Consider the following 20021-nt stretch of genomic DNA (forward strand, 5'->3'; position numbering starts at 1 on the left):
GACGCCGGGTTGGCGTCGCCGGGGGCGGAAAACCTGGCCCGTGCGGCCGATTGCCGGGCATAAATTGCCGGGCAAATCGCGTCGGTTAAGCCTCTATTAAGTGGCCCGGTTCATCCATTAACGCATCGCAGAGAGGCATCGATTCTCGCCATGAAGATCCAGGGACCCAGCTCGAACTCCGCCGTTTCGGCCGGCAAGCGCAAGACCACGTCCGGCGCGTCCTCCCAGGGATTCTCGGTCGATACAGGCAGCCCGGCGGGCCGCACGGCCTCGACCGGTGCCGCGGGTGCGACCTCGGCGGTCCAGTCGGTCGATGCGATCCTCGCCCTGCAGGGCGTGGAAGACGCGACCCAGGCCAGGAAAAAGGCGACCGAGCGGGCGATGGATCTGCTCGATGTGCTCGATGAGCTGAAGCTTGCCCTGCTCGAAGGCGGCCTGCCGCGCGCCAAGCTGGTGGCCCTGATGAACCTCCTTCAGACCCGCCGCGACCAGACTCACGATGCCCGGCTGGAAGCCGCGCTGGACGAGGTCGAGACGCGTGCGGCTGTGGAACTGGCCAAGTTCTCCTGATCGTGACCGCCTCGCGCGGGCCTGAAAACTCACACTATTTCTGATGCTTTCCGGTGCGGCCGCTGAATTGCAGTGCTGCCAACAGCGCCTGCGCGTTGACTTGCGGGGATCGGCGCATATTCTCCGGCCCGCTTTCAGGGGAGCGTGGGAAACCGTATTGTGGTGAGTGGAAAGCGATGAGTGAATCCGAACGCATCGAACTGCCCAAGAACTATTTCCCGTCGGACGACGAGCCGTTCATGAATGACCGGCAGAAAGAGTATTTCCGGCGCAAGCTTATGGCCTGGAAGGAGGAGATCCTCCGCGAGAGCCGCTCGACCATCTCCAATCTCCAGGAAGACATGGGCTCGCTGCCCGATCTGGCCGACCGTGCCTCGACCGAGACCGACCGCTCCCTGGAGCTGCGGGCCCGCGATCGCCAGCGCAAGCTGATCTCCAAGATCGACAGCGCCCTGCGCCGCATCGAGGAAGACAATTACGGCTATTGCGAAGAGACCGGCGAACCGATCTCGCTCGCCCGCCTCGACGCCCGCCCCGTGGCAACCCTCAGCCTGGAAGCCCAGGAGCGCCACGAGCGCAAGGAACGCGTCCACCGCGACGAGTAGGATTCCTCGCGGACGCGTATCTGCAGGCTTCTGTTTTCCTTTTTGCATCGCTTTCCCCGGCCTTGTGCCGGGGGCTGGTGGAGTGTGCGTCTGAACCGCCGCCAGGCCCCGGAATAAATCCGGGGAAAGTGCGACTATTCATTCCAACTTCTCAATTTCTCCCGGACGGAGGCCTGCGCAGGCAGGCTGCTGATCCGGGATCTGCCGAGGGTCATTTCAAGCGATGAGTTTCCGGCAGGTCCCGGCACTCCGCCCGGCTCAAGGCCGGGCTTCCGGCCGGGAGAAATGCGGGGTGGTGTTTGGGGGGTGTAGCGGTTTCCGCGGGCGCCTTCTCCCCGCGAGGGGAGAAGGGCGTATCTTCTCGCACAAAAAAATAGGCCGCCGCGAGTGAACGCGACGGCCTCAGTGGAACCCGATGGTGGCGGGGTCTTTGGTCCTAGAACGGCATCAGGAGGTCGTAGATCTCCTGGCCGTAGCGGGGGCGCTGGACGTCGGTGAGATGTCCGCGGCCGCCATAGGAAATACGGGCTTCGGCGATCTGGGTGTGGGCGATCGTATTGTCCGAAGCGATGTCCTGCGGGCGCGCGATGCCGGTGATCAGCAGTTCGCGCACTTCATTGTTCACACGCACTTCCTGACGGCCGGCGATCACCAGATTGCCGTTCGGCAGAACCGAGGTGACCAGGGCGGCCACGGTCAGGGAGATGCTTTCCGTCCGGTTGACCGAGCCGGCGCCCTGCGTCGAGGAGGACGAACCGAGGCTGGCGAGCGAGGACGGGTCGATATTGTCGTTGAAGAAGCCGGTCAGGTCGGCGCCGAAGAATTGCGTCAGGTCGGCATCTTCCGCCGAGGAGCGCGTCCGGTTGGTCGAGTTCTGCAGCTGGGCGCGGTCGGAAATGTCGATATTGACCGTGACGATGTCCCCGACGCGGGCGGCGCGCGGATCGCCGAAGAAAGTCGGCGAGTTGGCGTTCCACAGCGAGTTGGTCTGCGAGGTGTGCTGACGCGGCGTCGCATAGACCGGCGGCATCGGGATCTGCTGCGGACCGGCGCCGGCGAGGACGGCCGGGTTCTCGATCGGTGTCATGGGCGGCGTCTGGCCGACATAGGACAGGCGGTCGGTGGCTGCACAGGCCTGCAGGGTGGCCGCGCCGATGATGAGGATTGCGATTTTGCGGATCATGGGGGTTCTCCCTGGATATCAGAAGCTGGCAGCCGGCGAGGCACCGACGCGGGCCCGGCCCGGCCCGTCGACGAGGGCCTCCACCGTGCGGCTGGATTGCAGATTGACGAAGCGGGCCACCTCGCCGTCGGCAGCGTTTTCCATGGCGCGGGCGCGCACGGAGAGCTGGATGCCCGGGGCTTCGAAGACGAGGGTGACGAGTTCACCGCGTTCGATCATCAGCGGACGCTGCAGATCATAGCCGCGCAGCGGCTCGCCCGGGCGCAGGGCACGGCGGGTTTCCAGGCCGATGATGGAGTCCGGATCCAGCAGCGAGTCCGGACGCAGGCGGTCCGAACGCAGCGACACCCATTCGATATCGGCGTCGGAGATCTCGGTACCGGCCGGAATGGCGCGGGCCAGGACCGGAACGTCGACCGTGACGTAGGCGCGGCCGGTGATGCGCACCGGCTGGGCACCGTCATAGGGCGTGATGTCGGCGACGAGCATGCCCGAGCGCGGGTCGAAATTCAGGGATTCGATCTGCAGACCGCCGGTCGCATCGACCGGGGCGTGCAGCGCCATCGCGGTGTTCGACAGGCGCACTTCGTGGACGCGGCCTTCTTCGGCGAACAGCTCGCCTTCCAGAAGATCGGTCAGCGTGGCGGCGTCGATCACCTGGCTGTCGCGGGCCACCGTGATGCGGCGGACGCTGGCGGCATTGGCCCAGTCCAGACCGTTGTCGGCGGCGATGCGGCGGACATATTCCACCGTCAGCGAGGTGCGGCCGCCCGGTTCCGGGGCGCGGGCGACCACGACGCCGGCGGCTTCGCCCTCGACCGTGAACAGGTCGCCGAGCGTGATGTGTGCGCCATCGACCAGGAGGGTTTCGCGCAGCACCACCGCGTCGCTGGCCAGGGCCTGCGGCGCAATCAGCGCCGAGGCGGCCAGGCAGGTGAGGGCGAGGAGAGACGTGCGGGTCATCTATTCGCTCCGTTAGCGCAGGTTCGAGGAAGCAGCGAGCATCTCGTCGGATGCCGTGATGACGCGGGCATTCATCTCGTAGGCGCGCTGCGCCTGGATCAGGGCGGTGATCTCGGCGACCGAGTTGACGTTGGAGCCTTCCACGAAGCCCTGGCGGATGATGCCGTAGCCCGGCGAGCCCGGCGTGCCGACAGAGGCGGTGCCGGAAGCGGCGCTCTCCAGATAGAGATTGTCGCCCGTGGCCTCGAGGCCGGCCTCGTTGAAGAAGGTCACCAGTTCCAGCTGGCCCACGGTGGACGGTTCGGTCTGGCCGTCGATGAGCGCCTGGACCTGGCCCTGGGCGTTGATCGAGACTTCGCGGGCGCCCTGCGGGATGGCGATACCCGGTGCGACAGTATAGCCGTCGGAGGTGACGATCTCGCCTTCCGGGCTCAGGGCAAAATTGCCGGCGCGGGTATAGGCGTCGGAACCGTCAGGCAGCTGGACGCGGAAATAGCCGCGGCCCGAGATCGCCAGGTCGTAGGTATTGCCGGTGTTCGACAGCGGACCCTGTTCGGTGATCCGGTAGATGGAGTCGGCCTGCACGCCGAGACCGACCTGGACGCCTGTCGGCACGATGGTGCCGGCATCGGAGGAGTTCATCCCCATGGCCTGGACGTTCTGGTAGAGCAGGTCCTGGAACTGGGCACGCTGGCGCTGGAAGGCCGTCGTGTTCATGTTGGCCAGATTGTTCGAGATCACTTCGACATTCAGCTGCTGGGCCTGCATGCCGGTGGCGGCGGTGGTGAGGGAGCGCATGGTTCAACTCCTCCTTAAGAGACGCGGCCGAGGCGCTCGATGGCGCGCTTGTTCAGATCTTCGGCATCGTTCAGGAATTTGGACACGGACTGGTAGGTCCGCATGATGCTCATCATGTCGGTCAGTTCGGTGATCGACTCGACATTGGAGCGCTCGACATAGCCCTGGCGCACGACCGGATCGAAGGCCGGCTGGGGCTGGTTTTCCGGATCGTCGGCATTGGCGACCGTGTAGCGGCCATTGCCTTCCTTGGTCATCAGCGAGCGGTTGGGCACTTCGAACACGCCGATGCGGCCGACGGCCTGGCCGTCCTGCATGATCACGCCGCCGTCGACGATGACGGTCTCGGTCGCGTTGGGATCGAGCAGGATCGGGGCGCGGGTATCGGCGTCGAGCACCGGGGCACCGTCGGTGGCGACCAGCTGGCCGTCGGCATCGGTGCGGAAGCGGCCGTCACGGGTATATTGCTCGGTGCCGTTGAAATCGACGGCGAAGAAGCCTTCGCCCTCGATCGCCACGTCGAACTGGCGGCCGGTGAAGTCCAGCGCGCCCTGGCTGAAGTCGCGGCCCATGCCCCAGTTCGTCACGTACTGAAGCTCTGACGGTCCGTCGGCGTGTTCGGCGGTGCGGGCGGGCTGGTTTTCGAGAAGCAGCGACTCGACCTTGAAGCCGGCCGTGTTCGCGTTCGCGATGTTGTTGGCGATGACGTCCATGTCCCGGCGAAGGGTCATCTGGCGCGTCAGGCCGATCATGATTGCGTTGTCCATCGGGCGGTTTCCTTTCTGGATACCTGGTGTTCGCCGTCGTGTCGCAGCGATTGCCCGACAAGGTGCACGCAGCGTGCCAAGGTTAATTTTGTTGGTTATCAGCCACTTGGCCGGACCGCCTTGGGGGGCAGGCCTGCCGGGTCCGGCAATCCTGTCCGGGCGGGTGGGAAGAAGTTGCCGGGGCGGGGGGAGCACTACGAAACGTTAACCGCAGTGACCGTTAATAGCGTCAGGACGATTCCCCCGTTTGGAGCCCGCAATGGCCGACGAAGAAACCGAAACCGAAGACGGCGCCGAAGGCGAAGAGAAGGCCAAGAAAAGCCCGCTAAAGCTCATTCTTTTCATTGGCTTGCCTGTGCTGATCCTGCTGCTCGCGGGTGTCGGCGGCTTTCTTCTGTTCTCCGGTGGCGGCGACGATGCGGCCGAGCAAGCCGATTCGTTGCACGGCGAATCAGGTGGCGACGGGCATGGCGGCGATACGCATGCCGCCGCCGAACAGCATGCCGAACCGCATTATTTCGACCTGCGCGAGGGCGATGGCGAGGTGGAGACGATCACCACCAACATCCGGTCGTCGGATGGCCGGCCGGTGCTGGTGCAGCTGAAACTGTCCTTCGAGTCCACGAATCCGGAGATGGAGAGCATTCTTCAGTCCCATGTGGACCCGATCATGGACCAGTTCATCATGTTCCTGCGCGAGTTGCGCGAGGACGATCTCTACGGGTCGGCGGGCATGCACCGCGTGCGGCTGGAATTGCTGCGCCGGGTGAATCTGGCGATCGAGCCGGCCCAGGTGGATGCCGTGCTCATCCAGGAATTCCTGATTGTCGACTAACGCTTAACTGGACGGATACCGATGTCTGACGACTTGGATCAAGACGCGCTGGCCGCCGAATGGGAGGCAATGGCCGAGGACGGTGACGACCTCGACCTGGCGTCCGAATGGGAGGCGATGGTCGGCGGCGGCGACGATGACGACAACGATCTGCCGACCGTTGGCGGCGGACCCGAGCGCATCCTCAACCAGGACGAGATCGACAGCCTGCTCGGCTTCTCGCTGACCGATGACGATGCGGCCGACAAGTCCGGCATCCGCGCGATCATCAATTCGGCGCTTGTAAGTTATGAGCGCCTGCCGATGCTGGAGATTGTCTTCGACCGCCTGGTGCGGCTGATGACGACCAGCCTGCGCAATTTCACCTCGGACAATGTCGAGGTGTCGCTGGACAATATTTCATCCATCCGCTTCGGCGACTACCTCAACTCGATCCCGCTGCCGGCGATCCTGGCCGTGTTCCGCGCCCAGCAGCTGGACAATTACGGTCTGCTGACGGTCGACTCCAACCTGATCTACTCGATCGTGGACGTACTGCTCGGCGGCCGCCGGGGCACCTCGGCCATGCGCATCGAGGGCCGTCCCTACACCACGATCGAGCGCATGCTGGTGCAGCGCATGATCGAGGTTGTGCTGGGCGATGCCAAACAGGCTTTCCAGCCGCTCACCGAGGTGGATTTCGATCTGGAGCGTGTGGAGACCAATCCGCGCTTTGCCGCGATTGCCCGTCCGGCCAACGCCGCCATCCTCGTCAAGCTGCGCATCGACATGGAAGATCGCGGCGGCCGCATCGAATTGCTGCTGCCCTATGCTACGCTGGAACCGATCCGGAAGATGCTGCTGCAGCAGTTCATGGGCGAGAAGTTCGGCCGCGACAATATCTGGGAAGGCCACCTGGCCACCGAGCTGTGGTCGACGAATATGGAAGTCCAGGCCGTTCTGGACGAACAGCGCCTGCCGCTCGGCAAGGTTGCCGATCTCAAGGTCGGCGACACGCTTTTCCTCGACGCCACCCCGAACAGCGAGGTGGAGTTGCGCTGCGGCCAGGTGCCGCTCACCCGCGGCCGTATGGGCCGTATCGGACACAGTGTTGCCCTGCGCCTGAGCGGACCGCTCTCGCCGGGGGCCAAGAAAGCGATGATGAGGTTCGCATGACGCTCGCAGCTCTGGTTTTCGAAGGCCTGGTGGCCGCGCTTCTCGTCGTTGCCGTCGTGATGTGCTGGCGTGTCGACCGCCGCCTGAATGCCCTGAAGAAGGGGCAGGACGGTGTGCAGGCGTCTGTGATCGCCCTGAATGAGGCAACTGACCGAGCCCGGGCCAGCCTGGCTGCCCTCGAGCGCGCCACCAGCCAGTCCGGCGATGTGCTCGAGACCCGCGTCGCCGAGGCCCGCAAGCTGGCCGACGAGCTGCGGCTGATCACCGGCGAGGCCGATCGCCGGGCGGACAGCCTGTCGTCGCGGCGGGCGCCGGCTCCGGGCCGCCGCCGCGCCAGCGAGATTTTTCCCGAAGGCGCCGGCTCGCGCGTCATCAACGATCTGAAGGATGTGAGATAGGTCATGCGCGAACCGGTTCGTCTGCTCGCCGTTCTCGCCGTCCTGATGGGCGGCCTGTTCGGTCTGAAAGCCCTGTCGGTCGCCAATGGCGCCGCCGACTGGTGGGAAGCCCATGCCGCCACCCTGATCGCCGAAGAGACGGCGCCGCAGGAAAGCGGTGACGGCCATGACGCGCCTGCCGATGCGGAGGCCGCACATGATGCCGAAGAGGGCGAGCATGCGGCGGAGACGCCGGCCGCATCGCCTGTTCCGGACACGGCGTTCGAGCCGGCCGGTGACGTGTCTGCCGCCTTCGCCGAACGCATTGCCAGCGGCATGCGCACGGCCGAGGAAGACCGCGTCTTCTATCGCCTGCGCGAACGCTCTGCCGAACTGGATCGCCGCGAACAGGAACTGGAAACCCGCGAAGCCCTGATGCTGGCCATGGAACAGCGCGTCGACGGCAAGATCGAGGAGCTCAACACGCTGCGCACGCAGATCATGGAGCTCACCGACAGCCTGTCCGAACGCGAAGGTCAGGACATGCAGGTGATCGTCGACTGGTATGGCGCCATGGATCCGGGCGATGCCGCCGAGCGGATCGCCAGCCTGGATATGGAAACCCAGATCCAGATCGCCTCGCGGATGTCGCAGCGCAAATTCGGGCCGATCCTGGCCGAGATGACGCCGGACGCCGCCGCCGCCGTGACCCAGCGCATGGCGACCCGCAGCGACCTGCCCGATACCGTTGCGGAGCTGGAGGCCCGGCTTGCCGAAGGCGGCTAGACATATCGCCTCCCTGACCGGCGGGCTGACCCTCGCCTTGCTCGGTTCGACAGCCCTGGCCCAGACGGCCGGGGCGTTTGTCGTCGAGCGCACGGGTGCGGGCGCGCGCATCGTCATTGACTATGACGATGCGATCGCGAATGCGCGCCCGTCTGCCGCTGCTGATGTCGAACACACAGTCCTGATCGTCCGCCTGAGCGAACCGCTGGAGGCGGATGTCGCCGGTCTGGCCGACCAGCTTGGCAATCTGGCGGCCCGTGCGCGTCTTGACCGCGACGGTTCGACCCTGCGTATCGCCCTCAACCAGACCGCCGACGCCCATGTGTCGTCGAGCTATGACCAGGTGGCGATCGATATCGTTCCCGTCGGCGCGCCGGCGCCTGCACCCATCGTGTCGCCGCGCGAGGCGCGTGAGCGCGAAGAGGCGCGCCTGGCTGCCGAGCGCGCGGCCAATCCGCCCCCCGTGCCGCTGGTTGACGCACTGCCGGTGCAATACCGCGTCGGGCAGGCGACCGAATACACACGCATCGAGTTTCTCTGGCCTCGCGAGGTCGGTTTCGAACTCGCGCAGACCGGCAATATCGCGACCATCCGTTTTGACGCCCCGGCCGATATCGAGCTGGGCCGTCTGCGCGGATCGCCGCCGCGCTTCCTGGAAAACGTCCGCGGCGAACGCGATGTGAATGACTGGGTTCTCACGCTGGACGTGATGGACGGGGTCGAGGTGCGGGCCTGGAATGAGGGCGGACGGGTCGTTGTGGATCTGCCCGATCCGGATGTGGCCAGCGCGGCCGCCCTGCTGGCCCAGCTCGGCGATCTGTCAGCCGAAACGGGTGGCGAAGCCGAGCCGGAAGAGACCGTACCGGAAGAGGGGGCCGATACAGTGTCCGTCGCGGATGCTGCAGAGACGCCCGCTCGCGGTCCTGCACAGCTGCAACCGGAACCGGCGTCCGAGCCCCGGCCCGCAGAAGACGAGCCCGCTGAAGACGAGCCGGTTGCAGACACCCGGTACGTCTCGGCCGACGCCCCGATTGTCGCTGAAGGCGGCGACCCCGTGCCGGCCGATGGCCGGGTGCGCGCGAATGTCTCCGAGTTCAACGGCGATCTGCGGGTCGAGTTCGACTGGGCAGCGCCGCTCGGAGCGGCCGTCTTCCGCCGCGGCGAGGCGGTCTGGATTGTCTTTGACGCTGCTGCCGATATCGACCTGCGCGAGATGGAAATGGCCAATCGCCGCCATGTGCGCGACTACACGGCCGTGCGCGGCGAGGACTGGTCGGCCGCGCGCATCGCCGTGCCCTCGACCTCGCAGGCCGAGGCACGGATCGAAGGCGCGCGCTGGACGGTGGTGTTCTCCGAACGGATCGACTCGCCGCCGCGCCCGATCAATGTCCGCCGCGATGCCCGCCGCACCCGGCCGGGGCGGATCCTGATGGATATCGCCGATCCGCGCGCCATCCGCTGGATCGAGGACCCCGTTGTGGGAGACCGGATCGGCGTGGTCACGGCCGGTGCGCCGGTACAGGGCCTGACCGCCCGGCGCGACTTTGTCGGCGGTGCGCTGTTGCCCAGCGCCCAGGGCGGCGCCGTGGAAGCCATCGCCGAGGATATCGAGATCAGCCTCATCACCTCGGGCGTGGCGATCAGCCGTCCGGAAGGGCTCAACCTGTCGCCGGCATCGGATGCCGCTGCCGCGGGCGCGGAAAGCTCGGTCCTCGCGAATATTTCCTCGCCGGCTCTGGTCTATTTCGACGCCTGGGATGGCGACGGGTATTTCCGCCGCGACTGGAATGCGCGTCTGCGCCGTGCGGCGCTGGAAGAGGGCACGGACGGCAAGGTCGCGCTGGCGCGCTTTCTTCTGGCCAACGAGCTCGCACCGGAAGCGCTGGGCATGCTGGACCTTGCGATCCAGCAGGACGCCTCGCTGGCAAACGATCCCCATGTGCGCTCGCTGCAGGGTGTGGCCAGCTACATGATGGACCGGCTGACGGACGCCCAGACCTATTTCTCGCACCCCGCGCTGGCCGTTGATCCGGCAGCCGATCTGTGGCGTGCGATGACGGCCGTCGGCGAGGAGCGCTGGGCCGATGCCCGCCGCCGTTTCGCGTCCGGTGACAGCACGATCTATTATTATCCGCCGGTCTGGCAGTCGCGCTTCCAGGTCGCGCATGCCCGGGCCGCGATGGAATTGCGAGACTATGCGGCCGCCCAGGACCTGCTCTACCGTGCCGAGGCCGGTGAACCGGACGCGCGGACGCGTCGGGAGGCACAGTACATCCAGGCACGCCTGGCCGAGGCCGACGGCCAGATTGAGCAGGCGATCGCGCTGCTGCAGGATCTGTCGGATTCCGGCGATGCGCAGATGGAAGCCAAGGCGCTGTCCGACCTTTATCGCCTGCAGCTGGCCGCGGGGCAGATCACCCGCACCGAGGCGATCGACGCGCTGGAAAACCTGCGCTTCCGCTGGCGTGGCGACACGATCGAACTGGATACGGTGCGTGCGCTGGGCGAGCTCTATGTCAGCGCCGGCGAATATGCGCGCGGGCTGGAAACGATGGACACCGCCCAGGCGCGTTTCCCGGATACCGAAGCCGGCCGCCGGATCGGTGAAGACATGGATGCGATCTTCCGCCGTCTCTTCCTCGACGGCGAAGCGGATCGTATGGATCCGGTCGAATCCGTCGCCATCTTCTACGAATACCAGCACCTCGTGCCGATCGGGGCCGATGGCGACCGCATGGTGCGCCGCCTGGCCGAACGCCTGATCGCCTTCGACCTGCTCGATCCGGCCTCCGAACTGCTGCAGCACCAGGTGGAATACCGCCTGCGTGAGCCGCTCGCCCGGGCTCGTGTCGCGACCGATCTCGCGGTCGTCTATCTGATGGACCGGCGCTATGAGGACGCGATCAACGCTTTGCGGACATCCCGCATAGCCGGCCTGTCCGAAGAGCTGCGCAATGAGCGCTATCTGCTCGAAGCCCGTGCCTATTCCGAGCTGGGCCGCCACGAGCAGGCGCTGGAACTGATCGCGTCCGATCGCTCGGCCCCCGCCAACCGGCTGCGTGCCGATATTGCCTGGACCCAGCGCGACTGGCCGATGGCCGGCCGGCGGCTCGAGGCCCTGCTGGGCAACCGCTTTGCCGATACCGAGCCGCTGGATGCGTCCGAACAGGCCGATGTCATGCGTGCGGCGATTGCCTATTCGCTGGCCCGCGACACCGAAGCCGCCGTGCGGCTGGGCGAGCGTTATGGCGATGCCATGGCCGGGACGGAACAGGCCGCAGCGTTCGAGCTGCTGACCGACGAGAGCGCGCCGGCGGGCAATGCCCGCTTCTCCGATCTCGCCACGCGGATCGCCAGCATCGACACGCTGGACGCTTTCATGGAGCCCTTCCGCGACCGCTTCACAAACAGCGGCGGTCCGAGCTAGGGCTGTTGCTCCGGCTGCGCTGACATATCTCTCATCGGAACGACACTGGCCTGCGCGGACGAGCCGCGGAGCGTGATGCGTCGTGGGCGACCGGCTCGGGTCAGCCCCCGCCTATCGTCCCGAAACTCTGCATCAGCGAGCCGGTGACGAGGCGCCAGCCGTCGATCAGGACGAAGAAGATCAGCTTGAAGGGCAGGGAGATCACGATCGGCGGCAGCATCATCATACCCATCGACATGAGGATGGAGGAGACGACGAGGTCGATGATCAGGAAGGGAATGAAGAGCAGGAAGCCGATCTCGAAGGCGCGGCGCAGTTCTGAGATCATGAAGGCCGGCGCGACGATCCAGAATGAGGTCGCTTCCGGCGTGTCGGGCAGGGGCTGTTCCGACATCTCGATGAACAGCGCCAGATCGTCCTCGCGCGTGTGGGCCAGCATGAAGGTCTTCAGCGGGCCGGTCGACAGGTCGAAAGCCTCGGTCAGCTCGATCTCGTCTTCCATCAGCGGCTGGATGCCCTGTTCGTAGGACTGGGTGAAGACCGGCGCCATGATGAAGCCGGTCAGGAAGATGGCCAGCGAGACGAGAACGGCGTTCGGCGGGCTCTGCTGCAGGCCCAGCCCGGTGCGCAGCAGGGACAGAACGACGATGATCCGCACAAAGCTGGTCGTCATGATGACGATGGAAGGCGCCAGCGACAGGACGGTGAGCAGGGCGACCAGCTGCAGCACGCGCTCGGTCAGATCGCCCTCGGTGCCGGTATCGATCGTGATGCTCTGTGCCTCGGCGCCCGCACCCAGAAGGGTGATGATGCCCAGGACGAAGAGCGCGGCGCAGAACCAGAAGCCCTTTTTCATGCCGCATCCTCCGTTTCGATGTCGGATGTCCGGGGCGCAGCGGCCGGCCGGCTGGCCAGCACGGTTTCCGCTTCCGCGCCCAGAAGGACCACATGTTCGGTGTCGTCAGCCTGCACGATGACCACGCGGCGGCGCGGGTCGATCACCAGGGTTTCCTTGAGGTTCAGCCGGCGCTCCATGCCGGCGCCGAAGCCGCGCAGGCCGGTCATGCCCTGCAGGATCCAGCCGCGGCGCACGGCATAGCCGAACAGGCCGAGCGCGCCGACGAGCACGGCAAGCACCGAAACGGCGAAGAAATAGTGGGTCCAGTCGACGATATCGGTCATCGGGCCTTTGCCTCATAAGAGATTACCCGCTTGTCCGGTGATGCGGTTAAGTGCGCGTTAACTGTGACGGCGCACCTTCGTTAACGGTAGAAAAGGGGATTCGCGGATGCGGCCCGACGACGTGTCGGTTCTGGCACTTCTTCGACAGTCGATGAGCTTCAACACCGAGCGCCAGCGGGTGATCTCGGAGAATGTGGCCAATGCGAACACGCCTGGCTACACCGCGAAGGATCTCGACGAGAGCGAATTCAATCGCGCGGTACAGCGCCAGATGCGCGGCCACGAGGCCGGCAATGGCCCGTCGCGCGTGCGCATGCTGACCAGCGAGGCCGGGCACATGTCCGGTTCTGCCGGCGGTTCGGCATCGCGCAATTGGGAAACGACCGACGCGCCGGACTCCGAAACCACGGTCAACGGCAATTCGGTCGTGCTGGAAGAACAGATGGTCCGGGCCCAGGAAACGCGCATGCAGTACGAGAGCGCGCTGACCCTGTACCAGAAGAGCCTGGGGCTGATCCGCATGGCGATCAAGCCGGCCGGGCGCTAAGTGAGGAGCTAGAGGATGAGCGACGCATCTGACGCCATGTCGATCTCTGCAGCCGGCCTTCGGGCCCAGGCAGCGCGCATGCGCATCATCTCGGAGAACCTGGCCAATGCCGACTCGACGGCGCGCGAGCCGGGCGGGGATCCCTATCGCCGCCAGATCCCGGTCTTCGAGGCCGAGCTGGATCGCGTGACGGGGCTGAACCATGTCCGCATGAATGATGTCGCTTACGACCAGACCGAGTTCACGCTGGAATTCGATCCGGGCCATCCGGCCGCGGACGAAGCCGGCTATGTGCGCACCTCCAATGTCGAGACCCTGGTCGAGATGATGGATATGCGCGAGGCGATGCGCTCCTACGAAGCCAATCTGAACATGATCGAAAACAGCCGGCGCATGCAGGAGCGTACGCTGGACCTGCTGCGCCGCTAGAACTGCGCGCGCCGCTCTCAGAATGAGGAAGTGAGCCCATGGCTGCCGATCTTTCCGCCGTCCAGGCCTATCAGGCTGCGGTCCGTGCCGCCCAGCAATCGGTGGGTGGCGCCAAGGAAGCCGAAGCGACGCCGTTGCTCGACTTCGGCAATATGGTCTCCTCGGCCATTGCCGATACGTCCGGTGCCCTGGCCAATGCCGAACAGATGACCGCCGCCGCTGCCGCCGGCGAAGCCGAGCTGCTGGACGTGGTCACGGCCGTGTCCGCCGCCGAGATCTCGCTGGAGACCGTCGTCGCCGTGCGCGACGAGGTGGTCCGCGCCTATCAGGAAATCCTGCGCATGCCGATCTGATTTCGGTTTGTTGCCGCAACAGAAAAAGGCCTCCCGGTTGACCGGGAGGCCTTTTTTGTTCCGATGCCGAAGTGGTCTATTCCGCCGCTCGGGTCTCCGCGATCCAGTTGTTCACGCGTTCTTCCAGCACGGCCAGAGGCATGGCGCCCTGGGTCAGAACGACATCGTGGAAGTCGCGGATGTCATAGGCCTCGCCGAGGGCCTCTTCGGCTACGCCGCGCAGGCGCAGGATTTCCAGCATGCCGACCTTGTAGGCATTGGCCTGGCCCGGATAGACGATGTAGCGGTCGATGGCATTGCGCACATCGCCTTCCGGATTGGGCGTGTTTTCCAGCAGGTAGTCGACCGCTTCCTGGCGCGTCCACTGGTGATAGTGCAGGCCGGTATCGACCACGAGGCGGCAGGCCCGCCACAACTCCATCGCCAGCCGGCCGAAGTCGGAATAGGGGTCGGAATAGAAGCCGAATTCCTTGGGCAGGTATTCGGTGTAGAGCCCCCAGCCTTCGGTATAGGCGGTGTAGCCGCCAAAGCGCCGGAAGGCCGGCACGCCGTCCAGTTCCTGCATGATGGCCAGCTGCATGTGATGGCCCGGAATGCCCTCGTGATAGGCCAGCGCTTCCATCTGGTAGGTCGGCATGTCGGCCATGTCGCGCAGATTGGCGTAGTAGACGCCGGGACGCGTGCCGTTCGGGGCCGGGCGCTGGTAGAAGGCCTTGCCGGCCGCGTTCTCGCGGAAGGGCTCGACGCGGCGTACTTCCAGCTCGGCTTCCGGGAAGGTGTTGAACATCTGCGGCAGCGTCTCGCGCATCGTGTCGATCAGCGCGGTGGCGTCGGCGAGATAGTCGGCCCGACCTTCATCGGTGTTGGGATAGTAGAACTGCTCGTCGGTGCGCATGAACTCGAAGAAGTCCTGCAGGGAGCCTTCGAAGCCGACCTCGTCCATGATGGCGCGCATCTCGCCATGGATGCGCTCGACCTCGGCGAGGCCGAGCTGGTGGATCTCTTCGGCCGACAGATCCATCGTCGTGTAGTTGTTCAGGAGGTAGTTGTAGAACTCGCCGCCGTCGGGGTGTTTCCACACACCGTCATCGTCGGTGGCGATCTCGGCCTGTTCCTCGAACAGGGCGATGATCCGCTGATACGCGGGTTCGACGACGCTCGTCAGGGCCGCCTCGGCTTCGGCGATCAGGCGGTCCTTCTCGGCCTGGTCGATGTCCAGCGCCTCGACCTTGCCACGGAAATCGGCCATCAGCGGGCTGTCCTCGCCGCTGTCATCGAAGGGCGCGCCCGTGATGACATTGCGCGCGGTGGCGATCATCGGCTCGTAGGTCCAGCGCGGCGTGAGAATGCCCAGCTCGGCCGAGCGGCGCGAATTGGCGATATTCTGGTCGAGATAGTCACCCATGCCTTCCAGCCGTGCGACATAGGCTTCCGCATCCGAAAGCGTGTCCACCCGGTGATTGTTGATCAGGAAGGTGGGCGTGTTCATGTGCGGGCCCGAGCGCGGCGTGAATGTGTAGCCGTGATCGCGCCAGCGCCAGCCGGCTTCGCTTCGCTCGGCATCATATTCGAACAGGCGCCAGGAGAGTTGTGCGCTCTCGTCCAGCGCGTCAAAATCGAAATTCTCGCGCATATGGGCGAGATTGGCCTGGCCGATCTCATAGCTCTCGGCCTCGAATTCCGGCGAGGCATCGTTCCAGCGTTCGTAATCCGTCTTGCGGCCCAGATAGGTCTGGTACATCGGGCTGCGGGCCAGATTCGCCTCGAACACCTCGTCGAACCAGGCGTTCAGGCGCTCGCTTTCGGTTTCGGCGGCATCGGCCGTCTGCGACGTCTCGCCAGCGGCTTCAGCGTTCGTGGAGCCGGACTCCGGACGGTCGGCGCCGGCTGGCGTCTGTCCTGCGGCGGAATGATCCCCGGCGGGTTGCGAACAGGCGGCCAGCAGGGCCAGCGCCGACGCCCCGGCCAGCCAGGTCATTGCGGTCTTCGTCATAACTCTTCCCCTCACTCTTGGCCGTCGCCGCGTTTCCCGGCGACGTAGTCATTGACCAGTTCGGTCAGCACGGGCAGCGGCAGCGATCCGTTGGTCAGCACCACATCGTGGAACTCGCCCCAGTCGAAATCATCGCCCAGCTCTTCGCGGGCATAGTCGCGCAGATCGCGGATACGCATCTGGCCGATCTTGTAGGAGGTCGCCTGGCCCGGCCAGACGATGTAGCGCTCGACCTCACGGACGATCTCCTCCTCGGTGAAGGAGGTGTTCGCCATGAGATACTCGATGGCGTCCTCGCGCGACCATTGCAGGTAGTGGATGCCCGTATCGACCACGAGGCGTCCGGCGCGCCAGAGCTCGTAGGCGAGGCGGCCAAAGTCCTGATAGGGGTCGGTGAACAGGCCCATCTCCTTGCCCAGGCTTTCGGCATAGAGCGCCCAGCCCTCGCCGAACGCCGACAGGTAGAGCAGGCGCTGGAACATCGGCGTGCCTTCACGTTCCTGGGCCAGGGCCAGCTGGAAATGGTGGCCGGGAATGCCCTCGTGATAAGCCAGCGTTTCCATCTGGTAGGTCGGCAGGTTCCGCATGTTCAGCGTGTTGGCGTAGTAGATGCCGGGGCGAGAGCCGTCGAGCGCCGGCGAGTTGTAGAAGGCGCTGGGTGAACCGGCGGCGCGGAAGGCCTCGACTTCCCGGACGACGAGCGGCGCTTCCGGCATGGTGTCGAAATAGTCCGGCAGCACGGTGCGCACGCGATCGAAAATGGCATTGGCACCGGCGATGTATTCGGCGCGGCCCTCATCCGTGTTCGGCAGGTAGAACTGCTCGTCGGTGCGCATGAATTCGAAGAAGTCCTGCAGCGAGCCTTCGAAACCCACCTGATCCATGATGGCGCGCATCTCGCCATGGATGCGGTCGATCTCGGCAAGGCCGATATCATGGACCTCCTGGGGCGACAGGTCGGGCAGGGTGGTGAAGCTGGCCAGCTGGCTTTCGTAATAGGCTTCGCCGCGCGGCAGCTTCCAGGCACCGTCGCGCGTATCCGTCATCCCGGCATGGCGTTCGAACATGTCGATCAGGCGGCGATAGGCCAGGCTGACAGAGCTCTCCAGCGTCCAGGTTGCGCGGGCGATGAGGTCGTCCTTTGCCTCCTGGTCGATATCCAGTGCCTCGACCTTGCTTCGGAAGTCGGCCAGCAGCGGACTGTCCTCGCCGCTGTCGTCAAAGGGCGCGCCGGTGATCAGGGCCTGTGTGTTGCCGATGAGGTAGTCGAAGGCGAAGCGCGGCGGCAGGACGCCGGCCTCGGCGCGTTCGTCGGCGCGCACGATCAGCGTGTCGAGAACCGGGCCCAGTCCTTCCAGGCGGCGGATATAGGCCTCGGCGTGATCGGCATTCTCGATCCGGTGCTGGCTGATCAGCAGGGTCGGCATACCGGTGTGCGGACCGAACATCTGGGTGAAGACATAGTTCTGGTCCCGGAACTCATACTGCCGGATGCCGGTTTCCTGCAGGTATTCGAAAACGCGATAGGAGACGCGGGCATCCGCGTCGAGCGCGTCATAGTCGAAACTGTCACGCAGATAGGCCAGGCGGTCGATGCGGCGTTGCTGGTCGGCGGCGGCGGCCTCGTCGGTCACCGCGTCCCAGCGGCCATAGGCGTCCAGATTGCCGATCCGGCCGAGCTGGGTCTGGGTTTGTGGCGAACGGACGAGATCGGCCTCGAACAGCTCGTCGAACCAGGCATAGAGGCGTTCGCTTTCGCTCTGTTCGGCCTGGGCGGCCCGGGCCGCTTCAACGGCGGCGCCGGACAGCTCGTTATGCGGCGTGGCGCTGTCGTCGGGCTGGGAACAGGCCGCCAGCAGGGCGACGAGCGAGACAGCAAGCGGTGTGCGGATCGAATACTTCATGTCGGTCTCCCCAGACCGGCGGCGGCTGGGTCGCAGGCCGGCGCCATTATCCGAATTGGCTACGATCAAACAGACGTCAGCCGCTGCGCCGGCAGCGGCTGACCCCTGTCACGTCCTGTCCGGCAGCATAGCCCCGTGTGGGCCCTGCCTGTCAAACGCGGTTCGTCTATTCGGCGGCCTGGTTCGCCGCAATATAGTCGTCGACCAGCTGTTCCAGCAGGGTGAGCGGGATCGAGCCATTGGTTAGGACCACATCGTGGAACTCGCCCATGTCGAAATCATCGCCCAGGGCATCCATGGCGCGCTGGCGTAGTTCCAGGATGGTGAGCATGCCGACCTTGTAGGAGACGGCCTGGCCCGGCCAGACCATGTAGCGGCGCACTTCATTGACGATATCGCCTTCCGGCATCGGCGTATTGGCGACCATGTAGTCGATCGCGTCCTGCTCGCTCCATTCCATCGCGTGGATGCCGGTATCGACGACCAGGCGCGCGGCCCGGAAGACCTCGTAGGAGAGGCGGCCGAAATCCTGGTAGGGATCGGTGAAGCCGCCCATCGTCTTGCCGAGGTTTTCCGCATAGAGGCCCCAACCTTCGGAGAAGGCCGAATAGCCTTGCAGCCGCTGGAACATCGGCACGCCTTCGAGCTCCTGGGCGAGAGCGATCTGGAAGTGATGGCCCGGCGCACCCTCGTGATACGACAGAGTCTCGATCAGATAGTTCGGATTGTCGCGCATGTGGGCGAGATTGACGTAGTAGGCGCCGGGACGGGAGCCATCGAGGGCGCCGGACTCATAGAAGGCGCCGGTGGCCGTCTCGATGCGGTATTCCTCGACCGCGCGGACTTCCAGATCCGCTTCCGGCAGCGTGTTGAAGTATTGCGGCGCGATCTCCATCACGTGATCGACATAGGCGGTGGCCTGGTCGAGATACTGCTGACGGCCTTCCTCGGTGTCCGGATAGTAGAACCGGTCGTCGGTGCGCAGGTGGACGAAGAAGTCCTGCAGCGTGCCTTCGAAACCGACTTCTTCCATGATGGCGCGCATCTCGTCGTGGATACGGGCAACCTCGTCCAGACCGGTCTGGTGGATATCGGCCGCCGAGAGGTCGGTACGGGTCGTGTAGTTGTTCAGCTGGCTGCGATAGAAGCTCTCGCCTTCCGGCAGTGCCCAGGCACCCTGGTTGCGGCCGTCGGCCATCTCGCCATGACGCTCCATCGTCTCGACCAGCGCCGTGTAGGCCGGGCCGATCTCGGCCATCAGGGCCGCTTCGGCTTCGGCGATCAGGCGGTCCTTCTCGGCCTGGTCGATCTCAAGCGCCTCCACCTTGCTGCGGAAGTCGGCCAGCAGCGGGCTGTCCTCGCCGCTGTCGTCGAAGGGCGCGCCGGTGATGAAGCGCCGGGCGGCGGTGACCACGATCGGATAGGCGAAGGCCGGGGCCAGCACGCCGTCCTGCGCGCGGGCATCGGCCTGGGCGGTATAGGTCTCGATCACATCGCCCAGACCGTTGAGGCGGCTGATATAGGCCTCGGCATGTTCGACCGTATCGACACGGTGATAGCCGATCAGGATGGTCGGAAGCTGGGTGTGGGGGCCGAAGAACTGGGTGAAGATGTAGCCGTGATCCCAGAACTCACCCTGCTGGGCGTTGTTGGCAGCGATGAATTCGGCAAAGCGCCAGGCGACCTGGCCCTCATGGGTGAGGGCGTCATAGTCGAAATTCTCGCGCATGTAGCGGGTGCGGGCAGCCTCGCGGGAGAGGGTGTCACGGAAGGCCTCTTCCGACACGTCGTCCCATTCGCCATAGGCCTCGACATCGTCGATCATGCCCAGATAGGTCTTGAACAGGGGCGAGCGGTCGAGCTCTTCCTGGAACTGTTCGTCGAACCAGGCAAAGAGACGCTCGGTCTCGGTCTGCTCGCCGGCATCGGCCTGTTCGGCGGATTGCGTGTCCGGCGCTGTGGTCCCGGCTGCAGCCGTTTCGCTGGCCGGCGTCGCGGTTTCGGCGGTGTCGTCGGTCGGTGCGCAGGCGGCCAGAAGGGCCAGGCAGGACGTACCGATCAGAAAGCTGCGAAGACGCATAGTGGATAACTCCCCCGATTAAGCTGAATTGACTCTTTCTTAACGCGCGGCGCGCATTCGTAAACAT

The 20021-nt window shown here is 65.3% G+C and carries 19 protein-coding genes; 10 read left to right on the forward strand and 9 right to left on the reverse strand.

Annotated features, from left to right (window positions below; all coding sequences use genetic code 11):
* Nucleotides 1-150 precede the first annotated feature (150 nt).
* On the forward strand, nt 151-570 hold the full coding sequence (locus PKE71_RS05160) for a flagellar assembly protein FliX (RefSeq protein WP_271185895.1): 420 nt from the start codon (nt 151-153) through the stop codon (nt 568-570).
* 176 nt (nt 571-746) lie between these two features.
* Nucleotides 747-1175: an RNA polymerase-binding protein DksA gene (gene dksA / locus PKE71_RS05165; protein WP_271185896.1), complete on the forward strand. Its 429-nt coding sequence runs from the start codon at nt 747-749 to the stop codon at nt 1173-1175.
* A gap of 436 nt (nt 1176-1611) precedes the next feature.
* On the opposite strand, the gene flgH is transcribed toward dksA, so the two are convergent.
* The 4 genes from flgH to flgF are packed head-to-tail and all read right to left on the reverse strand — an operon-like array spanning nt 1612 to nt 4886.
* A complete protein-coding gene (gene flgH / locus PKE71_RS05170) occupies nt 1612-2358 on the reverse strand; it encodes a flagellar basal body L-ring protein FlgH (RefSeq protein ID WP_271185897.1) in 747 nt (248 codons plus the stop codon).
* 18 nt (nt 2359-2376) lie between these two features.
* Complete coding sequence (gene flgA / locus PKE71_RS05175) at nt 2377-3321, reverse strand: flagellar basal body P-ring formation chaperone FlgA (protein ID WP_271185898.1); 945 nt, start codon at nt 3319-3321, stop codon at nt 2377-2379.
* 12 nt (nt 3322-3333) lie between these two features.
* On the reverse strand, nt 3334-4119 hold the full coding sequence (gene flgG / locus PKE71_RS05180; protein ID WP_271185899.1) for a flagellar basal-body rod protein FlgG: 786 nt from the start codon (nt 4117-4119) through the stop codon (nt 3334-3336).
* A 14-nt stretch (nt 4120-4133) separates the two neighbouring features.
* Complete coding sequence (flgF, locus tag PKE71_RS05185) at nt 4134-4886, reverse strand: flagellar basal-body rod protein FlgF (RefSeq protein ID WP_271185900.1); 753 nt, start codon at nt 4884-4886, stop codon at nt 4134-4136.
* A gap of 259 nt (nt 4887-5145) precedes the next feature.
* On the opposite strand from flgF, the gene PKE71_RS05190 reads away from it, so the two are divergent.
* The 5 genes from PKE71_RS05190 (at nt 5146) to PKE71_RS05210 (ending at nt 11466) form a co-directional block, all read left to right on the forward strand.
* Complete coding sequence (locus PKE71_RS05190; protein ID WP_271185901.1) at nt 5146-5721, forward strand: flagellar basal body-associated FliL family protein; 576 nt, start codon at nt 5146-5148, stop codon at nt 5719-5721.
* A gap of 69 nt (nt 5722-5790) precedes the next feature.
* On the forward strand, nt 5791-6876 hold the full coding sequence (gene fliM, locus PKE71_RS05195; RefSeq protein WP_373878794.1) for a flagellar motor switch protein FliM: 1086 nt from the start codon (nt 5791-5793) through the stop codon (nt 6874-6876).
* Complete coding sequence (locus tag PKE71_RS05200) at nt 6873-7274, forward strand: DUF6468 domain-containing protein (RefSeq protein WP_271185903.1); 402 nt, start codon at nt 6873-6875, stop codon at nt 7272-7274. The genes fliM and PKE71_RS05200 overlap by 4 nt, the downstream gene beginning before the upstream one ends.
* Nucleotides 7275-7277: 3 nt before the next feature.
* Entirely contained in the window at nt 7278-8039 is a 762-nt protein-coding gene (locus PKE71_RS05205; RefSeq protein WP_271185904.1) for a MotE family protein, read from the forward strand.
* Nucleotides 8023-11466 carry a tetratricopeptide repeat protein gene (locus tag PKE71_RS05210; protein WP_271185905.1) on the forward strand — a complete coding sequence of 1148 codons (3444 nt, stop codon included), beginning with the start codon at nt 8023-8025 and terminating at the stop codon, nt 11464-11466. Before PKE71_RS05205 ends, PKE71_RS05210 begins: the two co-directional genes overlap by 17 nt.
* Before the next feature lie 100 nt (nt 11467-11566).
* Here the strand turns inward: PKE71_RS05210 and fliP are convergent, their stop codons facing one another.
* On the reverse strand, nt 11567-12322 hold the full coding sequence (gene fliP, locus PKE71_RS05215) for a flagellar type III secretion system pore protein FliP (RefSeq protein WP_271185906.1): 756 nt from the start codon (nt 12320-12322) through the stop codon (nt 11567-11569).
* On the reverse strand, nt 12319-12648 hold the full coding sequence (locus tag PKE71_RS05220) for a flagellar biosynthetic protein FliO (RefSeq protein WP_271185907.1): 330 nt from the start codon (nt 12646-12648) through the stop codon (nt 12319-12321). Before PKE71_RS05220 ends, fliP begins: the two co-directional genes overlap by 4 nt.
* Before the next feature lie 106 nt (nt 12649-12754).
* Here PKE71_RS05220 and flgB point away from each other — a divergent pair, with 106 nt between their 5' ends.
* Genes flgB through fliE form a run of 3 tightly spaced genes read left to right on the forward strand, consistent with a single transcriptional unit; the run spans nt 12755 to nt 13977 of the window.
* Entirely contained in the window at nt 12755-13195 is a 441-nt protein-coding gene (flgB, locus tag PKE71_RS05225; protein WP_271185908.1) for a flagellar basal body rod protein FlgB, read from the forward strand.
* 15 nt (nt 13196-13210) lie between these two features.
* Nucleotides 13211-13624, forward strand: coding sequence for a flagellar basal body rod protein FlgC (flgC, locus tag PKE71_RS05230; RefSeq protein WP_271185909.1), 414 nt, complete (start codon nt 13211-13213; stop codon nt 13622-13624).
* A gap of 38 nt (nt 13625-13662) precedes the next feature.
* A complete protein-coding gene (gene fliE, locus PKE71_RS05235) occupies nt 13663-13977 on the forward strand; it encodes a flagellar hook-basal body complex protein FliE (RefSeq protein WP_271185910.1) in 315 nt (104 codons plus the stop codon).
* 76 nt (nt 13978-14053) lie between these two features.
* On the opposite strand, the gene PKE71_RS05240 is transcribed toward fliE, so the two are convergent.
* From PKE71_RS05240 to PKE71_RS05250, 3 genes are all read right to left on the reverse strand, one after another.
* Entirely contained in the window at nt 14054-15970 is a 1917-nt protein-coding gene (locus PKE71_RS05240) for a DUF885 domain-containing protein (RefSeq protein WP_271185911.1), read from the reverse strand.
* Nucleotides 15971-15981: 11 nt separating this feature from the next.
* The gene (locus PKE71_RS05245) at nt 15982-17874 is read right to left on the reverse strand and encodes a DUF885 domain-containing protein (RefSeq protein WP_271185912.1); all 1893 of its coding nucleotides are present in this window, start codon (nt 17872-17874) and stop codon (nt 15982-15984) included.
* A gap of 166 nt (nt 17875-18040) precedes the next feature.
* Entirely contained in the window at nt 18041-19954 is a 1914-nt protein-coding gene (locus tag PKE71_RS05250) for a DUF885 domain-containing protein (RefSeq protein ID WP_271185913.1), read from the reverse strand.
* Nucleotides 19955-20021: the final 67 nt, after the last annotated feature.

Origin of the sequence: Maricaulis virginensis (assembly GCF_027922185.1) — a bacterium.
In the GTDB taxonomy this organism is placed as follows: Bacteria; Pseudomonadota; Alphaproteobacteria; order Caulobacterales; family Maricaulaceae; genus Maricaulis; species Maricaulis virginensis.